Origin of the sequence: Cryobacterium mannosilyticum, from assembly GCF_004402705.1 — a bacterium.
Taxonomy (GTDB): domain Bacteria; phylum Actinomycetota; class Actinomycetes; order Actinomycetales; family Microbacteriaceae; genus Cryobacterium; species Cryobacterium mannosilyticum.
Genome location: NZ_SOFM01000024.1, coordinates 35,376 through 48,830, shown reverse-complemented (window position 1 = coordinate 48,830; position 13,455 = coordinate 35,376). Strand labels below are relative to the sequence as shown.

Genomic DNA, 13,455 nt, shown 5'->3' with positions numbered 1-13,455 from the left:
CTGACGCCGCTCTGTAGGAGCAAGCTCACGCTTGGTCGGGTGTCTCGAGAACTACTGTGGATCGCATGACTCCAACGATGCCGATCCTTGTCTCCGCGACATCACCGACGTCTGCTGAAGCCCAGGACGTGTCACGTCGGTACTACGAGGAGCTTGTGAGTCGCTACTACGGGCGACCCGCCTCTCGACAGGAGACCCTGGACGCCCAGGCCGGATACCCCAGTGATGACCTGGTCGCACCACTGGGCATCCTTCTGCTGGCCCGCCAAGGAGCCACCGTTCTCGGCTGTGCAGGAATGCGGGTACGGCCCGGCGACATCGGCGAGGTGACCAGAGTCTTCGTGGAACCTGCGGCACGGGGTAGGGGCGTGGGACGCCTTCTCATGAAGGAACTAGAACGCAAATCCTTCGAATTCGGACTCCATGCGTTGCGGTTGGACACACGAACGGACCTCGTCGAAGCGCGAAGCCTGTACGCGTCCCTTGGCTACATCGAAGGGGAAGCGCACAATACCGACCCATACGCTAACCACTGGTTCCGGAAGGAACTGGCCTGACGTCCGATTCCTGACGCCCAGCGAAGGACTTGGCTGGTTGATGGTGCCCGGTTAACGTTCGGCTGCGCGACGGCACGCTGTGGGGCCCCAGAAGCTCAATGTCCTCTAATCCGCTAGCGGGATCTCCTCCAAGGTTCGCCACTCGTATTGCCGGTTGTCACGGTGGAGCTCAATGAGTGCGAGAACCGGCGAGACCCGGGCCGCGACCCGCTCCGGCTTGTGCTCCAGAGCACGTATGACTCCCCGTCCGTCCGCGTCAGCGTTGACGTAGGCCATCGTCACGTGTGGGACAAATGGAAAGCGGGCATCCTCAGGTGGAGCCGCTGCTCCCAAGGAGCCAGTCACTGCGCGGCGGAGCGTTTTCCTCAGCCTCGAAAGGGATTCGGTCGGTTCGACGATGAGCGAGACCGCCTCCCGCAGAACAACTGGTTTCTGGAAGGTGAGTGAGATCGGTGGCCCCCCAGCGATCTCGCCTCGAACCTGATCAATGACCGTGCGCACTTGCAGATCATTGACAGCCGTTGCATTCCCTACCCCGACGAGGGTTAGATGCAGCCATTCGATCGGGACAGGGTCCAGAAACGAGAAGCCGCTCAGGACTTCTTGATAGTCGAGGACGAGCCGCTGCAGCGCGGGCTCATGTTCAAAGGTGAGATGCCAGGTGTAGTAGCGAGTCCCTCTCTCCCAGCCGGAGCGCCACCACCAATGGTCTCGTAGATCGATTGCGCCTTCCCTGGCCTCGGCCGGCATGACGGTCCTTCCCCAAACATCAGTCCCGAGTGACAGCGTATGCAACAGATCGGCCTGAATGCGCTGACGGTTCGTCAGATGGCACGTTCCTCGGCGGGGTTGTCGTCGGCGATGCGGGCGATTTCGGCTGCCAGGTCCGTGAATGCGGTGCGGAGCTCGGCTGGCTCCAGGATGGTGAGGCGGGCGCCGATGAGTAGCAGCCATCTGGCCATTGCCTGGTAGCTGTCGGCACCCGCGTTCACAATGCACGTATTAGCGGTCTCCTCGGTGACCGTTCCCCAGGCCGGTCTGATCCAGGCGTCAACCTGTGCGCGCGGAGCGTGCACGCGCACGGTTCCTGTGACCTGCCGCCATCCGGCCGCTAGTTGCGCTGTCACATACTCGTGCAGGTCCTCGGCTGGCGGTTGCCGCGGGTAGCTGGGCTTGTTCGTGATCTGCGTTTCGCTGAGCCGGTCGACGCGGAATGTGCGCCATCCAGAGGACTCGAGACTGTAGGCGAGGAGGTACCAGTGGCCCATCGTATGCACGAGGTGTAGCGGTTCGAGTTGCCGGTTTCCGATCTCGCCCGAGTAGCGGCGGTATCGGCACAGGAGTTGTCGGCGGTCGCGGCAGGCGCGCGCGAGGAGCACGAGCGTGGTGATGTTGACCGGTCCAGCCGATGGACCGATTGCTGTCCCCAGGTCGAGGCTGCTGGTGTGAGCCAGGAACGCCTCGACGACGGGCTGCAACCGGGGTGGCATGACCCGGTGCAGTTTGACGAACGCGCTCAAGGCGCCCTCGGCGGTACCGGCGGCGGTGTTGGCGACCATGTCCCGGAGGGAGACCATCACGGCGATGGCTTCGTCGGTGTCGAACATGAGGGGCGGCAGTGTTGCCCCGGCCTCGAGCTGATAGCCGCCGCCGGCACCCAGCACGGTCGTGACAGGGTAGCCGAGCTCCCGCAGCCTGCCGATGTCCCGCCGCACGGTGCGTGGCGTCACGTCAAGCTCTTCGGCGAGTTGCTCCGCGTTCCAGTCGCGCCGCCGCTGCAGGAGCGCCAGTAGTCGCAGCAGCCGCCCGGGCGTATCCCACATAGAAACCATCATCCCGTAAATAGCAGGACAAGACCTGTCCGCCTTGCCTGCGAGAGTGCGCTCATGGACACCACACACGACAGCACGATCACTTCCTTCCGCGTCGACATCCCGCAGGCAGACATCGACGACCTCACCTCCCGCCTTCGTACGACTCGGATACCTGCCCCGCTGCCTGGAAACGATTGGGACACGGGAATCCCCAGCGGCTACCTCCAGGATCTGGTCACCGACTGGGCCGAGGATTTCGATTGGCGGGCCTTCGAGGCGCGTCTGAACGAGGTCCCGCAGTTCATGACGGTCATCGACGGTCAGCGGATCCACTTCGCCCATGTTCGCTCTGCCGTGCCGGATGCGACGCCGGTGCTCCTCACCCATGGCTGGCCCGGATCGTTCCTTGAGTTCCTGCACCTCATCGGACCGCTCACTGACCCGGAGGCCTACGGCGGAGACAGGGCAGATGCCGTGCATCTGATCATCCCCTCGCTGCCCGGCTTCGGCTTCTCCACTCCGCTCAACAGCGCAGGCTGGACCACCGCGCACATCGCTGCGGCATGGGTCGAGCTGATGGACCGCATCGGCTACGGGCGCTTCTTGGTGCAGGGCGGCGACCTCGGCGCCGTCATCTCCCCGGAAATCGCCCGCGTCGCCCCTAAACGCGTGATCGGCGTGCACATCAACGGAGCGCTGGGCTTCTCCGGCGATATCAGTGAGGACGACCGCGCCGCGATGAGCCCCCTCGATCAGGACCGAATGGCGCGCGTTCGCAGGTTCATGAACGAGGAGTATGGCTACATTTCCATCCAGTCCACCCGGCCGGGCCTCGTCGGCGTCGCCCTTGCCGACTCGCCTGTTGCCCAGTTGGCCTGGATGCTCGACAAGTTCCGTTCCTGGACCTGGCCACTCGAGACCCTGCCTGATGAGATCCTCGGGCGCGAGTGGATCCTGGCGAACGCCTCGCTGTACTGGTTCACCGCCAGCGGCGGCTCGTCCGCTTACGTCGGCTACGCCCAAAATTCCTGGGGCGCCACGCCAGCAAACTCTGGAGTGCCGACCGCAGCTATCCAGTTCGCGCACGACGTCGGCATCCGCTCACAATCCATCCAAGCGAATACGATCGTTCGATGGAACGACTTCGAAGATCACGGCGGCCACTTCGCCGCCCTCGAAGAGCCCGAACTTCTCATCAATGACCTCCGCGGCTTCCTGCACCAACTGAAGGAGAAGGACTAGCCTCAGGCTCTCTACTTCTGCAGCCCAACTAACCGATAGGGCGTCATGTAGAGGGTTCCTGTACTCGGCCTCCCGAACGATATCCCCAAACGAGGGAGTGCCCGGAGGTGCGGGAGCACCGATAGCTTTGCACCCGACACGTTGAACACTCTTCGACGATTCAACTTGCGAGGCAACTTCACGCAGAGACGGAGAAGAACATGGGCTTCCCCGTGGATAGCTCCCAGCCGAGCAAGAGGAGTCGGCTTCGGAAATGGCTGACGGGCGCCCTCATTGCGTTGGTCGTGCTGGCATCCCCATTCGTCGTAATGGAAGTCGCGTTCAACATCGCCACGGCACCGATGGTGGCCATCGCGGACAAAATGCGTCCCGATCCGAGCTGGAGCGAGGATGGCCACAACGTGGCTGGCGGACCCTTCTGCATTCGCTACACGGTGCCTTGCGACAGCATGTGGCGCGCCTACCGGACTGAACAGCACGTGACTCCCGCCGATGTACAACGGATCAGCGATGAAGCGCTTGGCGGTGCGAATGTTGAAGGTGACTGCGAGACTTCGCCGCTTCCGGCCGGGCTCACCGGGGCGTACACGGCCTGCTCGGCAACAGGGATCATTGACGGGTATGACGTGGAGATCAAAGTCTTGAAACTCGCGGATTATGACGACGTCGAGCGGATCATTCAATTCAGATTGAGCAGCATCAAGAACCGCTAACCGTTCCCGCCACCGCGTCGAGCCATCACTCCTATCGCTCCGCATTTTCGACGCGTCGTCGAAGTCCGTTCACGGTTCGCCGATCGGGGACGAATTCCCCCGCGCTTACTTGCACTGTTTCGATAGCACAATCTTGTGCTACTTTTACAGCACAACGCTCGCGATGCTCGCGAGGGATTCGATCTTCTGGGGGCCTAGATGAACTTCCTCTTTCTATTCGTGCACGCCGTTCAAGATCTACTACCTCTGGAAGTGGCCATCACCTTCGGCCTGGTCCTCTTCGCTCTGTCGTGGGTTCGACCCCGGCGCATGGTTTCACTCCCCCAAACCGGGCGGCGCACGGCAACTCTCACCTGGGCGGGAGTGGCGGGTTCATTGCTCGTGGTTGTCGTAGCGACGGCAGTCAGCGCGATCGCCGTGTCGACCTATGACGCATCCGGGTATGACGGTTGGTGGCGCAGGCCGGCTCCGCTATTCGCGGCGACACTCGTGGTGGCTGCGGCGGCCGTAGCGCTTCGACGGATGCCACTTCCCGCGCCGGGAGAGCGTTCAATTGTTCCCCGCCGCCCGTGGCATGCGTTTGCGTCTCGCACCTTGCTCTGGATCTCCGGAATCACCGCGACGTTGCTCGCACTGACGGCAGCGTGGCAGATTGCGATCGCCAGGACGGCGCCTGCAGACGGACCGTTTTTCGGAAACGTTCCCGACTACACCAACCTCCCGATCTACATGAGCTTCAACAGCGGCTATGGGTACCTGTCCGGAGCAGGATGGCCGAACCATCTCGCCACTCTCGTCGCGCTGGCACTGGCCTGCACCGTCTTTTTCGCCGTGCTGCACACGGACGCCAACCGGCCCGTGTTCGCCCGATCGACCGCCTCCAGCGTGCGCTCGGAACGAGAACTAACCGCTCGACTGTTCACGTTCATCCTGCTCGGTGGACTCATCACAACGCTCGGAGCCGTGTGGATGCACACCGGTTCCTCCGGGCAAGCTCTGGTCGGATTAGACGAGCAGTGGGTATCCGACAATGCGTCCTACCCGCGCATTCTCGTAGCCGGCGGCTACGACGCAATCGCCCGCCCTATGAACCTCCTGGGCTATGCACTCCAGGCCGGCGGAGTCGCGTTCCTCCTCCGACTTGCAGTCGACACCGCCCGAGCCGCACTCGCGACACGACGCTCACGCCTCGCAACACCGGAGCATGAAGTCTCGACCAACGGACCACGGCGATGACCGGGACCACGCCAAGCTCTGCGGATGAAATCGATGCGCTCTTCCGCGGAGCGATCCGCTCCGGACAACTCGGTGACGGCGAACGCCTGCCAACCGTCCGACAAACCGCTCGAGATTTCAGCGTCGCACAGGCCACAGCCGCAAAGGCCTACAAATCTTTGGAACGCGACGGACTCATCGTCACCCGCACCGCCGCCGGCACCCGCGTGGCCCCTGGCGCATCCCGGGCGCCACAGGCGGTCATCGAGCACGCCCGCGCACTCGCGGAAGCAAGCGAAGGCGCACTCGTCACCCTCGAAGACACCATCGCAATCCTCCGCGCAGTCTGGCGAACAGAGGCGACGCACCTGCTCGCATGACGTTCCCAAATGAGACCCGAATCGTCCCCCCGGCGACCGGATGGCCCGGCGGCGGAATCTGTGTCCGTGACGGTCCGGCTTGCGGGCAGGCCAGTGGCGTTTCTTCCGGTGGACTGGGTCGGTCACCGGACTCGGCACTGGTCGTGGGTAGCCGAACTTAGTCGGCGATCGAGATTCGGAGTCGTTCGAAGTGCACTGGTCCGGGACATTGCCACAGGAACCCCGTGCGTTCCACCGACATAGGAATGTCGAATACGTTGTCGATGATGTTCTGCTCGCCGGACTCAACGACAACGCGCAGTCGCGTGCCTCCGATCGGGCTCGCGTCGGCCAGATACGGAACTTCCTGGGGGACCTCCCATATGCCATCGTCGTTTGCCTGTACGACGGCCGGGTCGCAGGCGTCGCCGTAGCACGCTGACACCTTGGCGCCGATGGGCAAAGGTCCGGTGAACTCGAACAGGGTTGGGGAGGTGTTGATGTAGCCAATCGCCGGGCAGGCAACGATGCAACCTGTGAGGGTTGTAGAGACGGCCCCCAGCAGGCCGAGCACCGCGATCCCGTTCCACCATCGGCGCCCCATGTTTGAACCTTAGGTGCACCCTTCCGCCCGGTGGGCAACGATTGGGCATCGACAGGTGATGGGTGGTTGGACGGCAATTAGTCCCCGGCTACGTTGGAGGCGACCGCCTGGACCTCGGGTCGGGGCAAGGACGATGAGGGGGCTGGATGACACGGGTCGTTTCCTCGGGCACGCTCCTGACGGTGGCCGCGCTCTTGGCTGCTGTGCTGTGGTGGGTAGCGGGTATCCGGTTTGCGATGGCTCCCATCGAGCCGCCGCGTCCGAGTCCGAACTACGTTGTTCAAGCGGAATGGAGCTTGGGCGCGATCCCCGTGATCATGGCGGTGGCCCTCGTGGTCGGCGTGATCGCCGCGCGCAGAGCCAGAAACCGCGGCGGGCTGGTCCTTTTCGGGTGTTGCACGATGGCGCTGACCACAGTACTCAGTGCGGTCCTCGCGTTCAGCTTGTCCTGATCAGTGGCAGTTGACTTTGGTGATCTTCACGTCCGTCGCGGCATCTTCGTGGATCGGCAAGGTGGCAATGGCTTTGTCGCCTTCGGCGAGTGAGCCGGTGATGCCGTTGGTGAATCCGACGACGGCGCCCGACTCATCCATGGTGTCTGCTCTGACGTACACGCCGCTGGGGCAAGATCCGTAAGCGTAGATCTCAATTTGGCTGCATCTGCCTCGCCCGCAGTGTTCCTCGTCAACGAAACGAGTTGCGACCCCGTCTCCGCGGTCCTTGAACCCATTCGGGAAATCCGGCTGACTGACTGTTGAGGTGCCCGTGTCATCCGGTCCCGGAGCGGCGAAGGCGGAACAGCCCGTCAAGAGCAACAGTGACGCAGCTACCGCGAAAAAGCTTGTGAAACAGCGATTCATCTGGTTCCCCCCAGGTCGATTACCGTCGACACTACTAGTGTCCGAACAGCACGGAGCAAATTGTCACACAGCAGACGGTGCCTGATCTCACTGTCGCCGTGCAGAGCGCAACTCCCACTCGCGAATTTCAGTTTGCAGCGCGCAGAGGCGAAGCGCAATTGAACCATCGGCGCCTCTGTTGGGCCGTGACACCGCTCACCTCCGATATCGGTCGCCAATGCCCGTTCAGGGTTCCCTAACTGAGACAGACCACGGTCGGCGGTGCAGAGGAGGACAGAGCAGCGTGTGGCCGAGTCCGGTATGCGCCGTATCAGTCTTGTCGGTCAGGGAGCCTCCGTTTGGCACCTGCCTTGCCCGACGCCGGGCCGACCAACGGGTCACCGGCCTCCGAGTGGGGCGTCCTTAGAGTCTGGGGGTCTCCCTCCGACGGTGGCGCCAGCCGCTGCAGCATCGACGCCGGTTCCGACTTCACCGTGCGATCGGGCTCGGCGTAGTGCGCCTTCGTCGTCGACGTCGAGGTGTGTCCGAGCATGTCGGCCGCTGCCTGTATGCCGAGTTCGTTGGCGAGGAGCGTCGCGCCGGTACGGCGAAAGGAGTGTGGGGTGATTTCCATGTCCTTGAGGCCGGCGTTCCGGAGGATCCCCCGGAACGTGCGTCTGACGTTGTGCGGCGTGAGCGGTGTGCCATTCCGTGAGTAGAACAGTAGGTGTTCCGCGTCGTCCGGATCGATAAGCGCCAGGCGTTGGCGGATCACGTCGGCCGCGAATTGAGGCACGGCAATGACGCGGTTCGACTCGTGGGTCTTGGGATGCGCCTGACGGAGCACACCGGTGCCGTTGTGCACGACGAGCGTGCCGCTGATGGTCACTCGCGGCGGATCGGCATCGATATCCACGTCGCATTGCCGCAGCGCGAGCGCCTCCCCGATGCGTGTTGCTGTGCCGAGCATTACCTCGATGATGTCCCGCACCTGCCCGTCGGATCGTGGCCCCATCGTGCCCTCCCCCGTGCGTACCTGCTCCGTCGTGAGCGCCCTGGGGGTGTGAGGAGGCTTCTTCATCCGCGAGGTCTCCTTCACCGGATTGCGTGCGATGATCTCCCGCCGCACCGCGAAAGCCAAGATCATGCTGAGGATCGTGCGGGAGTGTTTGGCTCGCGTGTAGGACTTCCCACGCTGCTTCATCAGGAACAGCTCAATGCGGCCGACGGTCACTTCGCGAATGGTGAAGTGCTCGAAGAAAGGCAGGACGAGCACGCGCAACTCCCGCTTATGGGTGTCTTTGGTCCCTTGGGAACGGTCCACGTCGAGCATCACGTCCTCAAGCCAGGCGTCGGCCAGCATCGGGAACGGCGAGCCCGCATTCAGCGCGTCACCGACCCCACCAGCACGCATGCGCCCGGCCAATTCGACTTTCAACGCTGACTGCGCCGCGTTACGACTCGAACGGGTCACACCCACTTGCCGCGACTGCCCGTCCCAGTCGCGGAAGACAGTCGTTGCCCGGTACCGGTCTGGACCGACCTTGGTCGTCTTGATGGCACCGAACGTGCTGATTGGAAGTCGTGGCCGCCCGGCCATCAACGCTCACCCCCGCGGCCACTCAGGGACGATTCAGGCTCGTGGAGGCCGTCCAGCCATCGGCGCACGTCGGAGACTCGATAGCGGATCTCCCGTCCAACTCGAATGCCGGAGGGACCGCGCCCGTCGGTACGCAGGTCATAGATGGCCTGCACCTGCACGCCGAGATACTCGGCGAGTACGCTTGTCGTCAGTACAGGCTCTAACCCGAGCCCGAAGAGTCGTTCAGTATCCATGACAAGTAGGCATTCGAGGCCACTCCAGCTCAATCGAACCTAGTCGTGCACCTTCTCTACGAGCGCCGGTATCAGGCGGTCACTTTCGAATAAACCATGGATAAACCATGTAGGCATCAAGTCTTGCCCTTTCAGTGAGGACAAGAAACCCTGATCAGATATTAATTAAAGTAGGGCGGCCGGGACTTGAACCCGGGACCGACGGATTATGAGTCCGCTGCTCTAACCAGCTGAGCTACCGCCCCAAAAACCGCGGTTACTCCGGGGAGTGTGCGGCAGCCTCGGAGGTGATCGTGTCAACCACGGGTTCCCCACGATACAGGCACTCGAAAGTGTTCAGGGTGCGGTTGATGTCGTGCACACCGATCAGTTTCAGCGACTCGCGCTTGAGCGCGGCGAGTTCGTCGGGAGCCGCGGTGAGCACCTGGGTGAGCTTGGCGGCCATGTCCTTGGCGCTGCCCGGCTCGAAGAGGTACCCGTTCTGACCGTCGTGCACGAGGTGCGGCAGGGCCATCGCGTTCGCGGCGACCACAGGAAGCCCGGAGGCCATGGCCTCCATCGTGGCGATGCTCTGCAACTCCGCAATGGACGGCATCGCGAAGACCGTCGATCGCGTATACGCGGCGCGCAGCTCCTCGTCGGTCACATACCCGGTGAAGGTGACCCGGTTGCGGATGCCGAGCGTCTGGGCCAGGTGCTCGAGATTGCGTTTCTGGTCGCCGCCGCCGACGATCTCGACCTTGACGTCCAGGTCGGGTGACAGCAGGGTCACGGCGTGCAGGAGCACATCGATCTGCTTCTCCCCGGTGACGCGTCCGACGAAGAGGATTCGGTTCTCGGTGCGCGGTTCGAAGCTTGGCGCGTAGTTGTGCGCGTCGATGCCGCACGAAATCGCGTGGACGCCCTCAAGCCCGGTGTAGCGCTCGAGGAACTCGGCGGCACGCACGGTCGGCGTGGTCACGGCTTCGGCGCGGCCGAAGGTGCGGCGTGCGGCCTTCCAGGCGCCCCTGACCATGCCCTCGTGCAGCCACTTGGGCAGCAGGGTGAATTCGAGCATGTTCTCCGGCATGAAGTGATTCGTGCCGATGATGCGGATCCCGCGCTTGGCGGCTTCGATGGTGACGCCGCGGCCCACGTTGATGTGGGACTGGAAGTGCACGACATCCGGTTTGAACGTGTCGAGGATGCGGCGGCTTTCCGCGTGGATCAGCCACGGCAGGGCGAAGCGCAGCCAGTCGTGCGGGTACCAGCGCCAGCTCTTCAGGCGGTGCACGACCATCGGCTGGCCTTCGTGGAATTCGGTCCAGGTGCCGTGCTTGCGGGACGGCGCGGGTGCCATGATCTGCACCTCGTGGCCGCGCGCGACCAGGCCGGCGGCGAGCCGCTCGGCGAAGCGTGCCGCACCGTTGACGTCAGGGGCAAAAGTGTCCGCGGCGATGAGAACCCGAATCGGCTTCTTCGTTGCCGGCTCGACACGGGAGGCGTCGCTCGGCAAATCGGTCGAATCTGACAAGTGGAATTGTCCCAACGTAAGTGAGCCGGAGGTCGTCATCCGGCAAGAAATCAAGGATTCATCGGCGCGCACACCGACGAGGTCTTCTAGCACCCTATTCTAAACCGTCGTGACTACAGCCATTCCCGGCACCGGCGCGTCACTGCGCGGAGCCGCGGAGGGGCATCGCACAAGCGGAACGAGGGTGCCGGCGGATGCTATCCCGCGGCCTGCGGGTGGTAGCGGGCGAGCAGGAAGACGCCGTAGATCGCGATGGCACCGGCGACGATGAAGGCCACGGCCGCCCAGGCCGGCGCCTGCGCCACCTCGCCGAGCACGACGATTCCGATGCCGACCGCGATCAGCGGGTCGATCACGGTCAGGCCGGCGATCACCAGGTCGGGCGGACCGGACGCGTATGCGTTCTGCACGAAGTAGGCCCCGAGGGTCGCGCCGAGCAGCAGCCCGGCCACGCAGGTCAGCGTCAGCCACTCGAAGTTGCCGTTCTGGGTGCGGTTGATGATCACCTTCGCGAGGGTCGCGACGAATCCATAGAGAACTCCGGCGCCGATGATGTACAGGATCGCCGGGAAGCGGGTGCGCAGAAAGCCGAAGAGGCCCCCGAACACGAGCAGGACACCGCCCAGCATGATCAGGATCGTGACGAGGTTCGCATCCGTGACCGGCTTGTCGACGGCGGTGAACGCGGCGACAGTGACGAAAAGTCCGACCCCGCCCACGCACATGCCGATGGCGATCTTGGACGCCCGGTTGACCTTCACGCCGGAGACGCGCGCGTTGAGGATCGAGGTGATCACGAGGGCCACCGCGCCGAGAGGCTGGACCACGATGATCGGCGCGAAGTTGAGGCTGGACAACTGGAAGAGGATGGCCAGGCCGAGCATCAGCGTGCCGAACACCCAGGAGGGCCGGCCCAGCAGGAGGGCGAGCTGGCGCGGGTTGAGCCCGCCGGTGACCTCCACGGTCCTGGCCTCGACCTTGGTCACCCCGCGGTGCTGAAACTGCGCCCCGAGGGAGAGGAAGACCGCGCCGACCAGGGCGAGCGGGATTCCGATGGCCTGGCGGGGATCGATCGTGAGGTCCACAGCCAAGTCAGTCAGGTCGAGGGTCACTCAATGACCCTATCGAGAACCAGCCCGTTATCCTTGCTGAATGGCCGTGCGAGCAATTGTTATTTCCGGAGATCCCGTTCTCCACTCCCCCGCAGCATCCGTCGAAGAATTCGACGATGACCTGCGCGTCCTGGTACAGGACATGTACGAGACAATGGATGCCGCCCCCGGCGTCGGCCTCGCCGCGCCCCAGGTCGGCGTGCCGCTGCGCCTCTTCACCTACAGCTACCTCGACGATGACGACCGGTCATGGCGTGGTGTGGCTATCAACCCTGAACTGTGGATCACCCCGGTCCCGGCCGGTGAAGCGGACGAGGACGAGGACGTCGAAGGCTGCCTGTCCTACCCGGGCGAACGTTTCCCCCTCCTGCGCTCCCCGTCGGCGATCCTGCGCGCGGTCGACCTGGACCAGGAGCCGTTCGAGATCCATGCCGAGGGCTGGCTGGCCCGGATCTTCCAGCACGAATACGACCACCTCGACGGCACGCTCTACGTGGACCGTCTCGAGCATTTCTACGCGAAGATCGCCAACAAGGTCACCCGCAAACGCGGCTGGGGCATCCCCGACCTCAGCTGGGTCCCCGGGGTCGACAACCTCGAGGACTGAGCCACCGGGACACGGCCACCTCCCGCTCAGCGGGAGAGGTCGACGCCGTGCACACCGTTGTGGAAACGCAGCGACGGGAAGATCGCGGACACGGAGAATCCGACGCCGGGCACGGTGCCGGCTTTGAAGACACCGCCGAACAACTCGGCCCGTTCCCGCATCTGGGTGATCCCCGCACCGCTGATGCTCTCACTGAGCGCCTTGAGGTCGTCGTCGATCGTGTAACTGGTGCGGGCGGCGAACTCCCCCGCATCGGCGCTTGAACGCCGGGCGCCGGCACGAATGCCGTCGTCGTCGACCTGCAGCTGCAGGCCGTCCCGGGTCCAGGTGAAGGTGATCTTCGCTTCCGTACCCGGGCCGCCGTGCTTGAGGGAGTTGGCCAGCGCGCTCTGGAGAATCCGGAAGATGGCCAGCTCAGCGCCTGGCTTGAGCGGGAACCGCTCGCCCGCCTCGGTGAAACCCACGACGAGGCCGGCATCGCGCATAACCCGGAAGAGGTCCCTGGCCGACTGGAGGCCCGGCTGCGCGGTGGCGACGGATTCGCCCTCGCGCACGATGGTGAGCACCCGGCGCATGTCCGCGAGGGCGCCGCGCCCGTCCTCGGCGAGGGCAGTGGCGGCCCGCACCGCGCTGGACGGGTCTGTCTCGGCCGTGTACCTGGCCGCCTCGGCCCCGGTGACCAACCGGGAGACGGCCAGCACCGCGATGTCCTGGAGCTCGCGGATGATGCCGAGTCGGCCCTGCTGCTCAGCGAGGCTCAGCTCGAGGTCGATCCGCAGCTGCTCGGCCGCGGACTGGTTGACGGCGACTCGCCGCGCTCGCAGCCACAGCACGAGCAACAGCACGGAGAGGACTGCCAGCACGATGCTCGCGATCAACCAGAAATCCATGGACTACGCCTTTCCTGCGGCGGCTAGTGCCCCGGGTGCAAAAAAGGCCACCCGGGGTGGAGCCCTAGGTGGCCTTTAGCTCCCCGACTTGGACTCGAACCAAGAACCTGCGCATTAACAGTGCGCTGCTCTGCCAATTGAGCTATCGAGGAAT

At 64.0% G+C, this 13,455-nt stretch carries 16 protein-coding genes and 2 tRNA genes; 7 read left to right on the top strand and 11 right to left on the bottom strand.

The features are described from left to right. Positions 1-65 precede the first annotated feature (65 nt). Positions 66-557: a GNAT family N-acetyltransferase gene (locus E3O32_RS08960; protein ID WP_134508706.1), complete on the top strand. Its 492-nt coding sequence runs from the start codon at positions 66-68 to the stop codon at positions 555-557. Positions 558-662: 105 nt separating this feature from the next. Here E3O32_RS08960 and E3O32_RS08955 read toward each other — a convergent pair whose 3' ends face one another. Next, a complete protein-coding gene (locus E3O32_RS08955; RefSeq protein ID WP_166790808.1) occupies positions 663-1,307 on the bottom strand; it encodes a 2'-5' RNA ligase family protein in 645 nt (214 codons plus the stop codon). A 74-nt stretch (positions 1,308-1,381) separates the two neighbouring features. Then, a complete protein-coding gene (locus E3O32_RS08950) occupies positions 1,382-2,380 on the bottom strand; it encodes a helix-turn-helix transcriptional regulator (protein WP_166790807.1) in 999 nt (332 codons plus the stop codon). Positions 2,381-2,443: 63 nt separating this feature from the next. On the opposite strand from E3O32_RS08950, the gene E3O32_RS08945 reads away from it, so the two are divergent. From E3O32_RS08945 to E3O32_RS08930, 4 genes are all read left to right on the top strand, one after another. Continuing rightward, entirely contained in the window at positions 2,444-3,613 is a 1,170-nt protein-coding gene (locus tag E3O32_RS08945; protein WP_134508700.1) for an epoxide hydrolase family protein, read from the top strand. A 200-nt stretch (positions 3,614-3,813) separates the two neighbouring features. After that, positions 3,814-4,326, top strand: coding sequence for a hypothetical protein (locus E3O32_RS08940; RefSeq protein WP_134508698.1), 513 nt, complete (start codon positions 3,814-3,816; stop codon positions 4,324-4,326). Between the two features lie 594 nt (positions 4,327-4,920). Beyond that, entirely contained in the window at positions 4,921-5,562 is a 642-nt protein-coding gene (locus tag E3O32_RS08935; protein WP_134508696.1) for a hypothetical protein, read from the top strand. Further along, positions 5,559-5,921: a GntR family transcriptional regulator gene (locus tag E3O32_RS08930; protein ID WP_134508694.1), complete on the top strand. Its 363-nt coding sequence runs from the start codon at positions 5,559-5,561 to the stop codon at positions 5,919-5,921. The genes E3O32_RS08935 and E3O32_RS08930 overlap by 4 nt, the downstream gene beginning before the upstream one ends. Before the next feature lie 157 nt (positions 5,922-6,078). On the opposite strand, the gene E3O32_RS08925 is transcribed toward E3O32_RS08930, so the two are convergent. Further along, positions 6,079-6,504: a hypothetical protein gene (locus E3O32_RS08925; protein WP_134508692.1), complete on the bottom strand. Its 426-nt coding sequence runs from the start codon at positions 6,502-6,504 to the stop codon at positions 6,079-6,081. A 146-nt stretch (positions 6,505-6,650) separates the two neighbouring features. Between E3O32_RS08925 and E3O32_RS08920 the strand changes: the two genes are divergently transcribed. Beyond that, positions 6,651-6,956: a hypothetical protein gene (locus E3O32_RS08920; protein ID WP_134508690.1), complete on the top strand. Its 306-nt coding sequence runs from the start codon at positions 6,651-6,653 to the stop codon at positions 6,954-6,956. On the opposite strand, the gene E3O32_RS17245 is transcribed toward E3O32_RS08920, so the two are convergent. The 6 genes from E3O32_RS17245 to E3O32_RS08895 all read right to left on the bottom strand — a co-directional run bounded on the left by E3O32_RS17245 (position 6,957) and on the right by E3O32_RS08895 (position 11,804). After that, on the bottom strand, positions 6,957-7,097 hold the full coding sequence (locus E3O32_RS17245; protein ID WP_166790806.1) for a hypothetical protein: 141 nt from the start codon (positions 7,095-7,097) through the stop codon (positions 6,957-6,959). A 577-nt stretch (positions 7,098-7,674) separates the two neighbouring features. Continuing rightward, the gene (locus tag E3O32_RS08915) at positions 7,675-8,943 is read right to left on the bottom strand and encodes a tyrosine-type recombinase/integrase (RefSeq protein WP_134508688.1); all 1,269 of its coding nucleotides are present in this window, start codon (positions 8,941-8,943) and stop codon (positions 7,675-7,677) included. After that, positions 8,943-9,179: a helix-turn-helix transcriptional regulator gene (locus tag E3O32_RS08910; RefSeq protein WP_134508686.1), complete on the bottom strand. Its 237-nt coding sequence runs from the start codon at positions 9,177-9,179 to the stop codon at positions 8,943-8,945. The genes E3O32_RS08915 and E3O32_RS08910 overlap by 1 nt, the downstream gene beginning before the upstream one ends. Positions 9,180-9,350: 171 nt before the next feature. Next, positions 9,351-9,424: transfer RNA gene (locus tag E3O32_RS08905), tRNA-Ile, on the bottom strand. Between the two features lie 11 nt (positions 9,425-9,435). Beyond that, positions 9,436-10,692 carry a glycosyltransferase gene (locus E3O32_RS08900; protein WP_241982360.1) on the bottom strand — a complete coding sequence of 419 codons (1,257 nt, stop codon included), beginning with the start codon at positions 10,690-10,692 and terminating at the stop codon, positions 9,436-9,438. A gap of 197 nt (positions 10,693-10,889) precedes the next feature. After that, positions 10,890-11,804: a DMT family transporter gene (locus tag E3O32_RS08895; protein ID WP_134508682.1), complete on the bottom strand. Its 915-nt coding sequence runs from the start codon at positions 11,802-11,804 to the stop codon at positions 10,890-10,892. Positions 11,805-11,844: 40 nt separating this feature from the next. On the opposite strand from E3O32_RS08895, the gene def reads away from it, so the two are divergent. Beyond that, positions 11,845-12,411: a peptide deformylase gene (gene def, locus E3O32_RS08890; protein WP_134508680.1), complete on the top strand. Its 567-nt coding sequence runs from the start codon at positions 11,845-11,847 to the stop codon at positions 12,409-12,411. Positions 12,412-12,437: 26 nt separating this feature from the next. Here the strand turns inward: def and E3O32_RS08885 are convergent, their stop codons facing one another. Both E3O32_RS08885 and E3O32_RS08880 read right to left on the bottom strand, forming a co-directional pair. Then, positions 12,438-13,301, bottom strand: a complete 864-nt coding sequence (locus tag E3O32_RS08885; RefSeq protein WP_134508678.1) for a sensor histidine kinase — start codon at positions 13,299-13,301, stop codon at positions 12,438-12,440. 79 nt (positions 13,302-13,380) lie between these two features. Continuing rightward, a tRNA-Asn gene (locus tag E3O32_RS08880) sits at positions 13,381-13,453 on the bottom strand. Positions 13,454-13,455 lie beyond the last annotated feature (2 nt).